The sequence below is a fragment of the Bacteroides sp. M10 genome (assembly GCF_014334015.1).
Taxonomy (GTDB): domain Bacteria; phylum Bacteroidota; class Bacteroidia; order Bacteroidales; family Bacteroidaceae; genus Bacteroides; species Bacteroides intestinigallinarum.
In genome coordinates, this window is record NZ_CP060488.1 from 4,539,771 (window position 1) to 4,557,884 (window position 18,114).

8 protein-coding genes and 1 pseudogene are annotated in these 18,114 nt (G+C 42.5%); 4 read left to right on the forward strand and 5 right to left on the reverse strand.

Translation table 11 applies throughout. From position 1 onward, the window contains the following. Positions 1-5: 5 nt before the first annotated feature. From H8796_RS16470 to H8796_RS16490, 5 genes and pseudogenes are all read right to left on the reverse strand, one after another. Complete coding sequence (locus H8796_RS16470; RefSeq protein WP_004319044.1) at positions 6-3,113, reverse strand: TonB-dependent receptor; 3,108 nt, start codon at positions 3,111-3,113, stop codon at positions 6-8. A 44-nt stretch (positions 3,114-3,157) separates the two neighbouring features. Next, positions 3,158-5,338: an alpha-N-acetylglucosaminidase gene (locus tag H8796_RS16475; RefSeq protein WP_117938010.1), complete on the reverse strand. Its 2,181-nt coding sequence runs from the start codon at positions 5,336-5,338 to the stop codon at positions 3,158-3,160. Continuing rightward, positions 5,338-7,479 (reverse strand): hypothetical protein, encoded by a 2,142-nt coding sequence (locus H8796_RS16480; RefSeq protein ID WP_004319033.1) that lies wholly within the window; start codon positions 7,477-7,479, stop codon positions 5,338-5,340. Before H8796_RS16480 ends, H8796_RS16475 begins: the two co-directional genes overlap by 1 nt. Next, positions 7,473-8,657 (reverse strand): AGE family epimerase/isomerase, encoded by a 1,185-nt coding sequence (locus H8796_RS16485; protein WP_117938008.1) that lies wholly within the window; start codon positions 8,655-8,657, stop codon positions 7,473-7,475. Before H8796_RS16485 ends, H8796_RS16480 begins: the two co-directional genes overlap by 7 nt. 40 nt (positions 8,658-8,697) lie before the next feature. Continuing rightward, positions 8,698-9,195 (reverse strand): annotated as a pseudogene (locus tag H8796_RS16490) (MFS transporter); the annotation flags it as partial. 80 nt (positions 9,196-9,275) lie between these two features. Between H8796_RS16490 and H8796_RS16495 the strand changes: the two are divergent. The 4 genes from H8796_RS16495 (at position 9,276) to H8796_RS16510 (ending at position 18,092) form a co-directional block, all read left to right on the forward strand. Then, a complete protein-coding gene (locus H8796_RS16495; protein WP_117932954.1) occupies positions 9,276-10,910 on the forward strand; it encodes a sialidase family protein in 1,635 nt (544 codons plus the stop codon). 153 nt (positions 10,911-11,063) lie between these two features. Beyond that, complete coding sequence (locus tag H8796_RS16500) at positions 11,064-13,658, forward strand: glycoside hydrolase family 2 protein (RefSeq protein WP_117932956.1); 2,595 nt, start codon at positions 11,064-11,066, stop codon at positions 13,656-13,658. Between the two features lie 34 nt (positions 13,659-13,692). Continuing rightward, entirely contained in the window at positions 13,693-16,017 is a 2,325-nt protein-coding gene (locus H8796_RS16505; protein ID WP_117932958.1) for a family 20 glycosylhydrolase, read from the forward strand. After that, positions 16,017-18,092, forward strand: a complete 2,076-nt coding sequence (locus H8796_RS16510) for a family 20 glycosylhydrolase (protein WP_117932960.1) — start codon at positions 16,017-16,019, stop codon at positions 18,090-18,092. Before H8796_RS16505 ends, H8796_RS16510 begins: the two co-directional genes overlap by 1 nt. Positions 18,093-18,114 lie beyond the last annotated feature (22 nt).

Consider the following 18,114-nt stretch of genomic DNA (forward strand, 5'->3'; position numbering starts at 1 on the left):
ATATATTAGAAATTAAAGTTTAAACCAATATTAAATACACGCATATTAGGATATGATGAACCTTGTGAATTATCAATTTCCGGATCCCACAATTTAAATTTGGAGAATGTCAACAGATTCGTACCTGATACATAAAACCGTACGAGAGATATTCCCATCTTGTGGCACACTTCTTTGGGCAGCGTATAACCAATTTCTGCGCTTTTCAAACGCATAAAACTTTTGTCCACCTGATTGTGGGTTGAGGGTGCTTTATTGTTTTCACTACCACTGATTGCCAATCTCGGATATTTGGCATTAGGACGGTCGGGTCTCCAATAATTCAACGCAACATCTTGATAAACATTCGAGAATAACTGATTCGTATCAGACATATCGATTGTTTCACCACCTATGAATCCGGTAACATTGCCAATACCTTGAAAGAAGAATGCGACATCAAAATCTTTATAACTAATATTGGCACCAAAACCATAGTTTATTTCCGGAATGGCCGTGCGCCCTATTGCTACATAATCATCAGTATCAACAATGCCGTCTCCATTAATATCTTTGTATTTTAAATCTCCTACTCTCGGGTTACCAATTTGTTTAGGGCTATTTTGTATTTCTGACTCCGTTCTGAAATATCCCAATGCTATATAGCCAAACTGTTGATTCCAGGGCTTACCTATTACATCTTTATATGGGTAGTTCGCTGAAGGTTGATCATCATACAATTTTTTATTTCTATTGTATGTGAAATTACCTCTCACTGAAATATTCCAATCTTTATTGATAGTTTTATAATATTCTAAAGAGGCATCAACACCTTTATTCTCCATCTCTCCTAAATTAAGGTATGGATTAACATTTACACCTACTACTGACGGAACAGCACCCCGTTCAATAAAAATACCAGAGCGACGTTCATGGAAATAATCAACATTCAATTTTAATGAATTATATAGTTCCAACTCAACACCTATATTCATTTTCTTTGCTTCTTCCCAAGAAACATAGGGGTTACCCGGATATCCCGTACCTATACCAGAAATCGGATTTCCACCTGTAGTTCCGAAAGTATAGCCATTCACATCCGCCATTTCCGAATTAAAGGCAAATCGTCTGTTTCCACCAATCTGATCATTACCTATAATACCATAAGAACCTTTAAATTTCAGAACACTGACAATATGAGAGATTGGTTCCCAAAAAGCTTCATTACTGATCATATATCCGATAGCAGCCGACGGGAAAAAACCAAATCGTTTTTTAGGGGCAAAATTTTCTGAACCATTGTAACCAAAGTTTCCTTCAATAAAGTAACGGTCCTTATATGAATAGGTGACACGTCCTGCAATACCTTGATTCCTATATGGTAATGACATTATGTATGAATCCGGAAAGTTATCTGTTTTTTCTCTCATGTTGAATAAGAATAATCCCCCCACACGATGTGCGTTAGCAAAAAGATTTTCGTATGTTAGTGAAGCTTCCAGATAGGTTGTCCGATTTCCTTTATTATCTTTATATAACACCAAGTAATCATTCCCATCATTATTTTTCGTATACATCAGGTTTCCATCCTCATTACGTCCGGTAGCATAGTAAGTAGATGGATTTTTGGACCGATTCAGATGAGCATAATTATATGCATCCCATGAAAACTTTATATTGGCTTTTAACCCTTTAATCCACGGACTGAAGTCTTGTGTCAATCCAATCAAAGATTGAGCATTATTCGTGAATAATTCATTGTATCCATTGAGATTCAACAAATTATATGGATTATCGCCAATAGTAGGACGCGCCACAGTCCCATCACTATACTTTTTGGGGATAGCAATAGGTATTGTTTTAAACGTGTATATCCATAAGCTAGCATTATTATTAGGCTGCTTCTTCACATCGTATTGATTGGACAGATTGATGTTCAATACCGTATTTTTGAACAAATTGATATCCAAATTTGACCTGAAGTTAAATCTGGACCAACTGGAGGCAGGATTATATCCTAACCCCTTATCCGGTCTAAATACTCCATTTTCTTTATAATAAGAACCAGCTACATAATATTTTACCTTTTCTGACCCGCCAGTTACATTTATGTTCACACGTTCACTGGTTGTCGAATTTTTATATATTTCATCCATCCAATTAATATTAGGATACAGATCGGGATCTGAACCATTCAAATACTTAGCCATGGCTTCTGGTGAGTAGAATTCTTCTCCATTCTTATTATCAGCGTATGCAAAATTATACATCTCCATGAACTCTTGCGCATTGGCCATTTTCGGCATCTTAGTGGGTTGCAGTATTGAAAATTCTGCTCGTGCGCTGATTACAGGTTTGCTTCCTTCTTTTCCTTTACGAGTAGTAATCAATACAACGCCATTAGCACCTCGCACGCCATAAATAGCCGTGGCTGTAGCATCTTTTAGAATAGAAAAGGTCTCGATATCTTCCGGATCAACCAGGTTTAAATCTCTTTCAATGCCATCCACAAGAACTAACGGACGATTATTAGCACCAAATGTACTAACGCCTCTAATCCAGAAGTCAGACCCTTCACCCGGTTCACCACTGCGCTGCACGGCAACAACACCAGCCATTTGTCCTGCTAAGACATTACTTAATTTGTTGACGGAGCGATTGATCTTACCAACCGGAAGTCCTGTAATGGCACCTATCACACTGGCTTTCCTTTGGGTACCATAACCAACTACCGTAACCTCCTTTAATTCAGACGTCAAAGGTTCCATTTTGATTGGAATATCCTTACGCCCATTTACTAGAACTACATTTTTCTGATAGCCGATGTACGAGAATTCCAGTTTTTCATCCGGCGCAACCTCGATTGAGTAATTTCCATCTATATCAGTAATTACACCCTTTGTTGATTTCACTGCTAAAATAGAAACTCCGGGAAGGGGTTGATTAAATTCGTCTAATACACGCCCCTGAACTCTAATGGTACTCTTTTGTTGCGTTTCATCAGGTGTTTCCATGGCCATCACTTGCAATGCAGGCAACAACGACAGAAAAATAATGAGTAAAACCGCTTTTGTGGAAAGATGCTTTATATCATTAAAGACTTTCCTTTTTCGATTGTCGATACATGTTCTCATATTATTATATTTATAAAAAAAATATTAGATATATTACTTCCATTTCATTTATCAAAATAGGGGTTATACTTTATGTATAGCAAATTGGCAATTCTTATAGGATCCTCTCCTGAAGATTCAGAGTATACATTTGTTTGCAATGTCCACTGGTATTCGAATTCTGTGATTAAATTATAGAAAGATTTTTCGTCTATTTCTTTTCCATGCGACATCTCATCAATAGCATATTGGGTGAAAAGTTCCCATCGTTTCCGATAATAAGAATCAGTAAGCCCTCCCCATCCTCTATTCGCATAATCATTTAATTGAGTAGCCTTCTGTCCCCAAGTGGTCAATATACAACGTGCATTTTGTTCATAATATTCTTTCTCTTTGAGATTCTTACCCCAATCGCGAGCATCTTTTATCCATTTGCCTATAGAAAAACTGGACTCACAAGACAATAATCTATCGACATCTGTAAAAAGCGTGTTCATCTTTTCTGCCCACTCTTTCATGCCTTCTATATTTTTCTGTCGATAACAAGCTGTAAATGAATCCCGAAAATCAGAGAATAGATTTCCTAAGACCTGTCTTCCTATGTTTATTACGTCAAATTTATATCCGGATGAATCCACATTTTTTGCTTCCAGGAATTTTCCCCAAATATGCCATAGTTCCTTGTTATCGTAATAGATATCAGGGTGTGTATTCCAACTGTCAGTTCCTTCAAGCATGGGACGGGCGTTCATCAACACTGCTTGTCCTGCAGTGGCGTGATGGATATATATTTTTTTATATAATTGCTGCCAAGCATCTATAATATGGCTACTTTTACTTCCTCCCCGGCATAATGCCCAATTTTTCATCCAGTCTGCATTAGTGATGGTATGACTCCAGGCCTTCTCTAATACAAATTCATACATGAATGGATTTACATCCAGCCCTTCTAAAGTAGCTCCCACTCCGGATATATTTTTTCCTCCTTCAACAAACAGCCGATTCAGCTTAGCACTAACATCATCCACGTGACCTGCCAACATCGAATTTCCACCAAAATTGCCCAAGTAACACCAAATGTATGGCTTTCCATAATATTGCTGTGTCTCTCTCCAAATCTCAACGCTATCGCAATAGTAATCCAGTAAAATTAGTTTATCATCCGGCACTGAATTTAAAAAAGCCTTAATACGAGGTTGACTCCATTTGTCTTTGCTATGATAAAACATCCACGTCATCTGTATCCAATGTGCCAAACTATCTACCTGCTCAATCGAATGGAATATTTTATCTGATACAGTACGTAAGAAGTCCTCATCCCAATTAGGAGAATCGACTTCATTAAAAGGGTCAATGCCATATATATGGTCTGTTCCATAAAGTTTAGTCTGTTTCTCCAGATATCTTTTTTGGATTTTACCGAATAAAGGATCCATCGGATCAATAAAATGACTCCGATATTTTTTATCATAACCTCCCCATTGGCTCATTTGAGTAATTGCGGCATCCGGATATAACCTTTTGAGCTCTGCGGGAACATGGCCGGAGAAAGCCGGCAACACTGGTGTCATGCCTAAAAGTCTTTCCCGATCAACAATCTGTTTCTGCAACTTTCTTTGATTCTTCAGCCAGGATAAGGGTAATGGACTTTGCCAATAGTCAACATTTGACATCCTATGCCACGGCAGATGTGCAGGTCCTGTAAAATATGACCGGATTTCTTGATCTTTTAAGCCCATTTCTTTCCATACATCATACCATATAGCTTCTTGCCCGGTGATAGCAAGCGGTGTGTTCACTCCATTTAATGCCATCCAATCAATTAAGCGTTCCCAGTCCTTCCATTTCCAATAAGGCATTGAATATCCAAATGTGCAATAGTTCAGAAAAAATCTTGTTTTGCACTTTGCTAAAATGGTTATTTTATCTAACAAAACAGGTAGTTGCCGCGGCATTTCTATTTTATCGGTAGCATACCAAGACACATGTGTATGGCAATAATATTTCAGATAATGATTTAACCCTGTTGCCAATGAATTATTGTTATTCCCCGAGATTTTAATTTTATCATTGATAGATTCGATAGTAAAGAAATCATTCTCTAAGGAATCAGGCGCTAATTCAAAAGTAAAATTGCCTGAATGTTCGGGAAACAACCTATTGCACATATCTTTCATAGCCCTATTTTCAGCAAAAACAGGACTGCACCCAAATGATATTATCAGTAGTAATAGAATGTATCGCATCATTTATAGTTGTTATTGTTTATCATTTCTTCTATAACTTTATTTGCTGTCTTAGAGATATCTTTTCTGTTTGATAGTTCCCATAGCGATGTGTTTTTCTCCATTAGGAATTGAGTGCCTACAATCCAGCTTTGTATCCATCCGGTTAGCGTGCTCCATGCTCCCCAACCTGCATCAGCATTCGCAGCCCAATAATTCCAATCCTGATAATTGAAGGCTCTGAACCAAGCTCCATCCACATTTCTGAATTTGTCACTTTTTACCTGAATACGAATCAGAAAGTCTCTCATTTGATTCACTGCTTTTACATAGGTAGAATCATTGGTGGCCTTTGCCGCTTCGCATAATCCCACAAATGCAAAATTGGTTGTATACAGCATATCCGCTACAGGATCTCCATTGTCGAAAATTAAAGAGGCCTCTGTGCTGCCATACGCTTCATTGGAAGGTGAATGCCCGAATGAACTCTTAGATTCATCTCCCAGCTCTTCGCGGATACCTCCACAAGTTACTTGATTTTTAAGTAACTCATTTGTCATATAATGGAGCCATTTCAAATGTTCCTCTGTTGGTTCTACCCGGTATAACCAAGCCAATGGAAGAATCATACGAGCTCTTTCCTGCTGTATACCATTTGTCCACGACCATTGTTCAGGATAGGAAGCCATCATCATAGATAAGGCTTTTTTAGACCTTTCGAGTAACGGCTCATACTGTGTCTGATTATATAACCAAAGGTAGCAAGCCCAATTCCAAGCCTCAAAATGCGCATGAAGGTTCACTGTATTGTTATCATAGAATGACTTCCATCCTCTTTTTTGTATGTCTGTATCAAGCAATGATCCTCCTCTAAAGCCGTTAATGCCAGTCGTTCGGAAATTCCCGATAATTCCTTCGGCTATTTTCTTGTCCCATTCAGTGTCATTTAATAATGCAGATGAAGCTATGACTCCTAAAAGAAAGCGTGCATTATCGTCACCGTAATAGGTACCTTTATGCGTGTAAGCCCATCCTAATAATCCATACGAAGGAGATGCCGGATCGTTTCTTTCCGAATCCCTGTATTCCTTAAAAGAATAATCTATCAGATTGGTGGCTACCTTAGAATATTCATTATTCTCCAATAGATCTCCAGCCGCCGCAAATGCGTATGACGCCTCTCCTTGGACATCTGCTCTCATCCAATATCGATACAATTGACTTCCATCATAACGGATCTCGGACATGTGCCCTTCCAATACTCCTAAACTTCCATCACCATTTTGAAACTGATCTGGTATACTTGGGCCTATAGGCATTGTGCCATCTCCCATATATTTATCAACCCAATTCTGTTTCCATTCAGAATTCACTAGAAAATGCCCATTGTAAAACCATTCGATTCCTTTTTTTATGCTCTCGTAACCTGCATTTTCTGGCAGCACATCGCTGGGGGTATAAGAGGGGGTTATGTAAGTTATCCATGATGAGAATGTGACTGTATTCTTACTAAGTAACCACCTGAATATATATTCATACAATGATTTTATTTTTTGTTCAGGCATATATCTGTCGGATGCAAAATGACTAATGCAGGTTGTGGATACCAGAAGATGCGGAGTTCTATAATATAAAACAGGTCGGGTCTCTGTATCCTTAAGCCCATACACGGCTTTATCAAATCCTGCAACTTTGGCAGCAACAAGTATCGGATGATTGATAGAATCGCTGGTTTCTTTTAAAATACATCTATTAAAAGATAACAAGCTCATGAAAGGAAGTTCCGTGTTAATTGAATCACAGACTACAATCCGCTCTAAATTTAGTGTGTCAGACTTGCTACTATCAGTAGTTCCTATTCTTTGTGGAAATTCAACAAGAACACGCAATGATTTAGCTTCAATCAGACTTTCGTCTTCCTGACTAATGGATGTCCCTTTTACTGGATATGAATCACTTAACAAAAGGACGCCGGATTTTTCTGGAGCATTCTGCAGAGCTTCACTCACGGATGGATAAAATTTCAGAGTGTATCCTTCCTTTTCCAGAAGTTGTACTAAGTCACTGTCAGATCCTCCATAACATGTTATTTCATCTTTCATTTTACAAGATGCAAAAGTTAGGATCAGACAGCATATATATATGATTCGTATGTTTAGCATAAGTGACTTTTTTCATCAATAGAGTTTAACATTTTCCAGCATTGGTACAGTCCTCTTGGCACATGGAAACAACCTTTCCATTTCCCTCCTTTGAGTGGCAGCAACACTTCTCCTTTTCGGTTTAAGTATCCATACCATTCGGAATGCTCTTTATCTTTGAAGTGTGCCCATGTATAATTGTGTACCTTCTCAAACCATTCCATACACTGTTTATCCCCGGTCAATTGATAGCCTTTCAGCAGTGAGATAAGTGTTTCAATATGTACCCACCAAAGTTTTTGGTCCCATTCCAACTGTTGGGGAGGATAGCCATTACGGTCCATAAAATAATAGATACCTCCATATTCTTTGTCCCAACCATATTCAAGCATTGTAAGAGTGATGTTCTTAGCCTTTTCGATTAATTCCGGACGGTTCAGGCGTTTCCCTAAATCCATTATAAACCACATGGCTTCAATCGCATGGCCAGGGGTAATCTGCCGTCCTTCAAAGCAATCTATCAGATTACCATTCACATCTACATTCTCAACAATGATACCACCAAGTTCGGGACGATAGAAAACAGACATAACTTCATGAATACAAGTATCCATCGCTTGTTCCAAATAGTCCTTGCCTAAAATATGCTCAATTTCCATAGCAAGATTGCATAGTATCATCGGCAGGGCAAAATTTTTTAGATTACGAGTGCCCGGATGAAGTTTATTCCATTTACCTTTCGGATTATCTACTTTGGAAAGGATAATATCGAAGGTTTTCTTGGCAATGTCAGCATATTCCTGATTACCGGTTGCAAGGCTTAATTGCCCGAAAGCCATGGCAGCGAATGTATACGAAAAGATATTGTATGGTTCTACCAATGGTCTACCCGAACGGTCAAGTGAAAAGTACCAGTTATAGTCTCCATCATGTCCGTATCTTTTTAAAAATTCACCACCTTGAACGGCACAATCCAGCCATTCCTTACGTTTTTCCACTTTATTGTAAAGCATAGAGAACATCCACACTTCGCGGCCTTGCAGCCAGATAAATTTATCTGTATCGAAAACCCTTCCTTCACGATCCAAACAGGTGAAGTAGCCACCATACTCATGGTCTTGTGAGTTCTCAAGCCAGAAAGGAAGAACATTATCCAAGAGTTCATCCTTGTATTGATTTGCCAGTTTCTTAAAATCCATACATCTTTTATTATTAAGTTATTAAGGTCTTTTTGTTTTACTATTCCGAACGGGTCCAATATCTTTCAATCTCTTCCAGCGACTTCCCGGTGGTCTCCGGCACGAGTTTCCAGACAATCAGTATATACGGTACGCACATAACGGCGAACAGGAAGAATGTTCCGGCGGGGGTAAGGTTCTGGAGCATCCAGGGGGTTAACTGTCCGATCAGGTACGTTCCGATCCACAGAGCAAATCCTGCTATCGACATGGCCAGTCCGCGAACCTTGGTGGGATACATCTCCGAGAGGAGCACGAACACCACGGCACAGATAGACACGGCACAGCAGAATACATAGAACAGGAAGAAAACGAGCAGGAAGAGGCTGGATACTCCCAGGGAATCTCCGAAGAGGAAGTACAGGCCGATGAGAATCAGAGAAACAACCATTCCCGAAACTCCGTAATAAACAAGTTTCTTGCGGCCTACCTTATCAATGATGACAAGAGCCAGAACGGTGGTCAAAGTATTGACTAGTCCTACCAGAACTTGGTAAAATCAAAGTTTACTGTTTGCATAGTAATATTATAGTAGAAAAGTTTTATCTTTATCGCGTTAAACTAACTAATACCCCCATTATGAGAAGAATTTATTATTTACTTTTCCTTGTCTTATTAGGCTATTCTTTTGACGTAAAAGCTTCAGACACAGTATTTATCCATGAAACACAAATCCCGGTTTTGATAGAGCGGCAGGACAATGTTCCGTTCTATATCCGATTGGATGCAAAGGAAAGTAAGATGCTCGATGAAGTAGTTTTAGATTTCAATAAAAGTACCAATTTAGCGGATGTTCAGGCAATCAAACTCTATTATGGGGGAACAGAGGCCTTACAAGATCAAAACAAAAATCGCTTTGCCCCTGTAGAGTACATATCCAGCCATCGACCGGGTGCGACATTGGCGGCTAATCCTTCCTATTCCATAAAATGTGCAGAGGTCGGACCATCGGAAAAAGTTGTATTAAGAGGTAATTACAATTTATTTCCAGGTGTCAACTTTTTTTGGATCAGTTTGCAGATAAAAACAGATGCCTCTTTGCATACTAAAATAGTCTCTGATTTACGTGCTGTAAAAGTGGATGGGAAAGAACTTTATTGTAAATTTATTTCTCCGAAAGCTATTACTCACCGGATGGCAGTCGGAGTTCGTCATGCTGGTAATGACGGTTCTGCTTCCTTCCGTATTCCCGGATTAGTGACAACCAATAAAGGAACATTATTGGGAGTGTACGATGTCCGATATAATAGTAGTGTCGATTTACAGGAATATGTAGATGTGGGTTTGAGTCGTAGCACTGACGGAGGGAAGAGCTGGGAGAAAATGCGTCTTCCGCTTTCATTTGGTGAGTATGGCGGTTTGCCTAAAGCACAGAATGGGGTAGGAGATCCCTCTATTTTGGTAGATACTCAAACGAATACCGTCTGGGTGGTTGCCGCATGGACACATGGTATGGGTAATCAACGTGCCTGGTGGAGCTCCCATCCGGGAATGGATATAAACCATACCGCACAGCTGGTATTGGCAAAGAGCACAGACGATGGTAAAACATGGTCGAAACCGATCAATATAACAGAGCAGGTAAAAGATCCGTCCTGGTATTTTCTCCTTCAAGGACCCGGACGTGGAATAACGATGAGCGACGGCACATTAGTATTTCCAACGCAGTTTATAGACTCTACCCGTGTTCCGAATGCAGGAATCATGTATAGTAAAGACCGGGGGAAAACGTGGAAAATGCACAATATGGCACGAACAAATACAACGGAAGCACAAGTTGCGGAAATAGAACCGGGAGTATTGATGCTGAATATGCGTGACAATAGAGGAGGAAGTCGGGCTATTGCCATAACGAAAGATTTGGGAAAAACCTGGACAGAACACCCGTCTTCACGTAAGGCACTTCAGGAACCGGTATGTATGGCCAGTCTGATTCATGTCGATGCCAAGGACAACGTTTTGAATAAAGACCTCCTGTTGTTTTCAAATCCGGATACGACTAAAGGGCGCAATCATATAACAATAAAAGCAAGTCTGGATAAAGGACTTACCTGGTTGCCCGAACATCAAATCATGCTCGACGAAGCAGAAGGATGGGGATATAGTTGCCTGACGATGATTGATAAAGAGACAATCGGTATTCTATATGAGAGCAGTGTGGCACACATGACTTTTCAGGCGGTGAAATTAACAGATTTGTTAGGAATGAAATGATAGATATAATAGCGGTTAAACTATCCGATATGATAAAAGAATAAAACCGTATATTTATCGTAGCGTGTAAAAACAACATATTTTGTTAAATTATCAGTGAAATTTGCTGAAAAAATAATATCTTTGAATTCGTTAATATCTAATGCCCCCACTATGATGATTAATTTGATCAGAAAAAAGGCTCAAATGGCATGTGGATTACTATGCTGTTGCAGTATGGCATATGCACAGAGCAATGACAATTCCGAAGTTGTCGTTCTAAATACAGGCTGGGAGTTTTCCCAGGCAGGGACAGAACTGTGGCGACCGGCACAGGTTCCGGGTACCGTTCATCAGGATCTTATCAACCATAAACAAATACCCGATCCTTTTTATGGCATCAATGAACAAAAGATTCAGTGGGTGGAAAATGAAGACTGGGAATACCGGACTGCTTTTACAGTTACCCCCGAACAACTGAAACGGGATGACGCCCAATTGGTTTTTGAAGGTCTTGACACGTACGCCGATGTATACCTCAATGGAGCACTGTTGCTGAAAGCCGATAACATGTTTGTCGGCTATACCATACCCGTCAAGTCCCAACTCCGTATCGGAGAAAACCTTCTTCACATCTATTTCCATTCCCCCATCCGGCAGACACTGCCTCAATATAACTCGAACGGATTCAACTATCCGGCAGACAACGACCATCACGACAAACATTTAAGCATATTCTCTCGTAAAGCCCCTTACAGCTATGGCTGGGACTGGGGAATCCGCATGGTGACCAGCGGCATCTGGCGTCCGGTGACCATCCGTTTTTATGACGCAGCTTCTATCAGTGACTACCACGTAAAACAACTCGCACTGACCGACCAGCTCGCAAACCTGTCTAATGAATTAGAAATAAACAACATACTCCCCCGGCCACTTCAGGCAGAGGTGAGAATCAATACCTCATTCGAAGGAAGTGCAGAAAAAAGCATCAGCCAGGCAATCACCTTACAGCCCGGAATCAATCATGTTTCCATACCTTCCGAAGTGGCATCCCCCGTACGTTGGATGCCGAATGGATGGGGAAAGCCCGCCCTGTATGATTTCTCCGCTCAAATCATAGTAGAAGATAAAGTCGTAGCCGAGCAATCGCACCGGATAGGACTGCGTACCGTTTGCCTCGTTAATGAAAAAGATAAAGACGGAGAATCCTTCTATTTTGAAGTAAATGGTGTACCTATGTTTGCCAAAGGAGCCAATTACATCCCCCAGGATGCACTCTTGACTAACGTCACTACCGAACGCTACCAAACCTTATTCCGCGACATCCGCGAAGCGAACATGAATGTCATTCGTGTATGGGGAGGTGGAACGTACGAAGATGACCGTTTCTATGACCTGGCAGATGAAAACGGAATACTGGTGTGGCAAGACTTCATGTTTGCCTGCACTCCCTATCCGTCCGACCCCACCTTTCTGAAAAGGGTAGAGGCGGAAGCCTGCTATAACATCCGTCGCCTTCGCAATCATGCTTCACTGGCGATGTGGTGCGGCAATAACGAAATACTGGAAGCCTTAAAATATTGGGGATTCGACAAGAACTTCCCGCTCGAAATCTATCAGGAAATGTTTCGAGGCTACGACAAACTGTTCCATCAGCTCCTTCCAGCCAAGGTTAAGGAACTGGATGCCGACCGTTTCTACATACACAGCTCCCCGTATTTTGCCAACTGGGGGCGTCCTGAATCCTGGGGAATAGGAGACAGCCATAACTGGGGAGTCTGGTATGGTCAAAAAACATTCGAGTCACTCGATACAGACCTGCCCCGTTTCATGAGCGAATTCGGTTTTCAGTCCTTCCCGGAAATGAAGACCATCTCCACTTTCGCCGCTCCGGAAGATTATCAGATAGAATCGGAAGTGATGAATGCTCATCAGAAAAGCAGTATCGGCAACGCCCTGATTCGTACCTACATGGAGCGCGACTATATCATCCCTGAAAAATTTGAAGACTTTGTCTATGTCGGACTAGTGCTGCAAGGACAAGGAATGCGTCACGGACTGGAAGCACACCGCCGGAACCGTCCTTACTGTATGGGTACCCTGTATTGGCAACTGAATGATAGCTGGCCGGTAGTATCCTGGTCGAGCATCGACTATTACGGTAACTGGAAAGCCCTGCATTACCAAGCCAAACGAGCCTTTGCTCCAATCCTCATCAATCCTATCCGGCAGAACGACAGCCTCAATATCTACCTGATTTCCGATTGTCCGGACACCAAAGACCACCTGATGTTGGAAATGAAAGTAACAGACTTTGACGGAAAGAAACAAGGCAAGCCGATACGACTCAACACATTGACAGTTCCGGCTAACACTTCCCAATGCGTGTACCGTATAAAAACCGACACCTGGCTATCACCGGAAGAACAGCAACGCTGTTTCATGCAACTGACCCTGAAAGACAAGGCAGGAAACACCCTTGCCGAAACCGTATACTTCTTTAGAAAAACAAAAGACCTGCTTCTGCCTGAAACAACCGTTTCCTGCAAGATGAAACAGAAAGACGGCATGTGTGAACTGACATTGTTTTCTCCCGCTCTTGCAAAAGATGTCTTTATTGAAATTCCTTTGCAGGGAGCCCGTTTCAGCGACAACTTTTTCGACCTTCTTCCCGGAGAACGTAAAACGGTCGTCATCACTTCTCCCCAAATAAAGAAAGGAGAGGAGCTGCCTTTGACAATCAAACATATTCGTGAAACTTATAATTAATCTATTAATAACTTAACACTTAATTTTTTAGTTTATGAAGCAACTCTTTAAATTAACCGGATGTCTGGCACTAGCAGGACTTTTTGCCTCTTGCCAATCGGCGCAACAGGAAGCCAACTACCAGATCATCCCCATGCCACAAGAAATTGTAACCGCTCAAGGAAGTCCCTTCATCCTCAAGAGCAGTGTGAAAATTCTCTATCCGGAAGGAAACGAGAAGATGCAACGCAACGCAAAATTCCTGGCAGACTATCTGAAAACGGCTACCGGAAAAGATTTCGCCATTGAAGCCGGAACAGAAGGTAAAAACGCAATCGTACTGGCATTAGGCACGGAGAACGAAAATCCGGAATCCTACCAGATGAAAGTTACCGGTGACGGAATCACGATTACCGGTCCTACGGAAGCCGGCGTATTCTATGGCATCCAGTCCCTGCGCAAATCATTGCCTGTGGCTGTCGGTGCGGATATTGCCATGCCAGCCGTAGAAATCAATGACGCTCCCCGCTTTGGCTATCGTGGCGCGCATTTCGATACCAGCCGTCATTTCTTTACCGTGGATGAAATAAAGACCTACATCGACATGCAGGCTTTACATAACATGAACCGCCTCCACTGGCATATCACCGACGATCAAGGCTGGCGTCTGGAAATCAAAAAATACCCGAAACTGACTGAAATCGGTGCTAACAGAACAGAAACAGTCATCGGACGTAACTCCGGCGAATACGACGGCAAACCTTACGGTGGATTCTACACCCAGGAACAAGCCAAAGAAATCGTAGATTATGCAGCCGAACGCTACATCACCGTTGTTCCCGAAATCGACCTTCCGGGACACATGCAAGCTGCCCTTGCCGCTTACCCTGAACTGGGTTGTACCGGTGGCCCGTACGAAGTATGGAGACAATGGGGTGTATCCGAAGATGTGCTTTGCGCCGGAAACGACCAAGTATTGAAATTCCTGGAAGATGTCTATGGTGAATTGATTGAAATCTTCCCATCACCATATATTCATGTCGGTGGCGACGAATGTCCGAAAGTAAGATGGGAAAAATGTCCGAAGTGCCAGGCACGTATCAAAGCATTGGGATTGAAGTCAGATCAGAGCCACAGCAAAGAAGAACGTTTGCAGAGCTTTGTCATCAACCATATTGAGAAATTCCTGAACGACCACGGACGTCAGATCATCGGTTGGGATGAAATCCTCGAAGGCGGACTTGCTCCGAATGCTACCGTGATGTCATGGCGTGGTGAGAAAGGTGGTATCGAAGCTGCGAAGCAGAAACACGATGTCATCATGACACCGAACACCTATCTGTATTTCGACTACTACCAAGCTAAAGACGTAGAAAACGAACCGTTCGGTATCGGTGGTTATCTGCCGATGGAAAGAGTGTATAGCTACGAGCCGATGCCGGCTTCTCTTACTCCGGAAGAACAGAAATACATCAAGGGAGTGCAAGCCAACCTCTGGACAGAATACATCGCTACCTTCCCGCATGCACAATACATGGTATTGCCTCGTTGGGCTGCTTTGTGTGAAATTCAGTGGTCCAGCCCCGAAAAGAAAAACTATGCCAACTTCCTGTCCCGTCTTCCACAACTGATTAAGTGGTACGATGCAGAAGGATACAATTACGCTAAACACGTATTTGACGTACAAGCCGAGTTTGACCCGAATCCGGCAGAAGGAACAATGGACGTTACCCTGTCTACCATCGACGGTGCCCCTGTTTACTATACATTAGACGGCACAGAACCTACTGCCGCTTCCCCCGTTTACGAAGGAGTATTGAAAATCAAGGAAAATGTAACCCTGTCCGCCAAAGCCATTCGTCCCAACGGCGAAAGCAAGACAGTGACAGAGAAGATTGATTTCAGCAAATCCAGCATGAAGCCGATTGTAGCCAATCAGCCTATCAATGAACAATACCTGTTCAAAGGAGCTTCCACTTTGATAGATGGTCTGAAAGGAAATAGCAGCTATAAGTCAGGCCGTTGGATCGCTTTCAACGGAAACGACATGGATATGACTATCGACCTCCAGCAACCTACTGAAATCTCAAGCGTGGCAATCTCTACCAATGTAGCAAAAGGGGACTGGGTATTTGATGCCAGAAACCTGTCCGTAGAAACTTCAGATGATGGCAAGACCTTCAAAAAGATTGCTTCCGAAGAATATCCGGAGATGAAAGAGACAGACAAAGACGGAATCGTTGAGCACAAACTAACCTTTGCTCCTGTGACCACCCAATACGTGAGAGTCATTGCTTCACCGGAGAAATCACTTCCGGCATGGCATGGAGGAAAAGGTAAAAACGCATTTTTATTTGTAGACGAAATCAAAATTGATTAATGAATATAAGAAAAGAATACCCTAAAGTTTGTCTTTTCTTATGGATATTGGGGATGTGCTTCCATGCACATCCCATTCTGGCACAGTCCGTCATACCTGTCCCATTAAAAATGGAGCAGGGGACGGGCTCTTTTTTACTGTCAGAAAAGACTAAGCTTTATACAAACCTGCAAGGTGGAGAAGCGGAACTCTGGGAGAATTACCTGAAAGCATTACCTGTTCAGCTGAAAGAAGCGAGAATGAAAGACAGGAAACAGATGCTTTTCTTATTGATAACCCCCAAGACCCCCCAATTGCCATCACCGGAAAGCTATACACTCTCCGTCACCTCTCAACGAATCGAGATCCGGGCAACTTCGGGAGCCGGATTATTCTATGGAATGCAAACCCTGTTACAGCTGATGCAACCGGCAAGCACAGGCGGCTATTCCGTACCCTCTGTCGAGATAGAAGACACCCCTCGTTTTGCTTATCGCGGACTGATGCTGGACGTATCCCGTCATTTCTCTACCAAAGAGTTTATAAAGAAGCAGATAGACGCATTGGCATATTACAAAATCAACCGTTTGCACCTGCACCTGACCGATGCGGCAGGCTGGCGGCTTGAAATCAAGAAATACCCTTTACTGACCGATTTTGCAGCCTGGCGTACAGACCCCACCTGGAAGAAATGGTGGAACGGCGGACGTAAATACCTCCGTTACGATGAACCCGGAGCTTCCGGCGGCTATTACACCCAGGACGATATTCGTGAAATACTGGAATATGCCCGTCAGCATTACATCACGGTGATTCCGGAGATTGAAATGCCTTCCCATTCGGAAGAAGTGCTGGCTGCCTACCCGCAGCTATCCTGTTCGGGAGAACCTTACAAGAACTCCGATTTCTGTGTCGGCAATGAAGAAACTTTCACCTTTCTGGAGAATGTACTGACGGAAGTCATGGAACTTTTCCCTTCCGAATACATTCATGTAGGAGGTGATGAGGCCGGTAAATCGGCTTGGAAGACCTGTCCGAAATGTCAGAAGAGAATGAAAGACGAGCATCTGGCCAATGTAGACGAGCTGCAAAGCTATCTGATACACCGTATCGAAAAGTTCCTCAACAATCACGGACGCCGTCTCTTGGGATGGGACGAGATTCTGCAAGGAGGCATTGCGCCCAATGCAACCGTTATGTCGTGGCGTGGAGAAGAGGGTGGTATCGCTGCCGTCACTTCCGGCCATCATGCCATCATGACACCGGGTGCATACTGTTATCTGGACAGCTATCAGGACGCCCCGTACTCCCAGCCGGAAGCTATCGGCGGCTACCTGCCATTGAAGAAAGTATATACCTACGATCCTGTTCCCGCTTCTTTAACTGCGGAGCAGGCAAAGTTAGTCTACGGCGTGCAGGGCAACCTATGGGTGGAATATATCCCCACTCCCGAACACGTGGAATATATGATTTATCCCCGTATGCTGGCATTGGCGGAAGTAGCCTGGTCGGCTCCGGAACGTAAGTCGTGGCCCGATTTCCATACCCGCGCACTGTCAGCAGTGGCCGATTTACAGAAAAAAGGATACCATCCTTTCGATTTGAGCAAAGAAATCGGCAGCCGTCCCGAATCTCTTCAACCAGTCAGCCATTTGGCGCTCGGTAAAAAAGTGATCTATAACTCCTCCTATAGCCCCCATTATCCCGCACAAGGCAACACAGCCCTGACAGACGGTATACGTGGTGACTGGACTTACGGTGATGGTTCATGGCAAGGATTTATCTCGGACAACCGTCTCGATGTGACGATTGATATGGAAAAAGAAACCCCTATCCATTCCGTCACCGCCGCTTTTATGCAAGTGGTCGGCGCGGAAGTATTCCTGCCGGAGACAGTGATTATTTCCATTTCCGATGATGGGATTAACTTCACGGAGTTGCAAAAACAACACTTTGAAGTGAGCAAAGAAACCCCTATCCGGTTTACGGATATTTCATGGCAGGGAGAAGCCAAAGGAAGATACGTACGTTACCAGGCACAGGCCGGAAGTGAATTCGGAGGTTGGATATTTACGGATGAGATAATCGTGAAATAGACATTGTCAATATCATTTATGA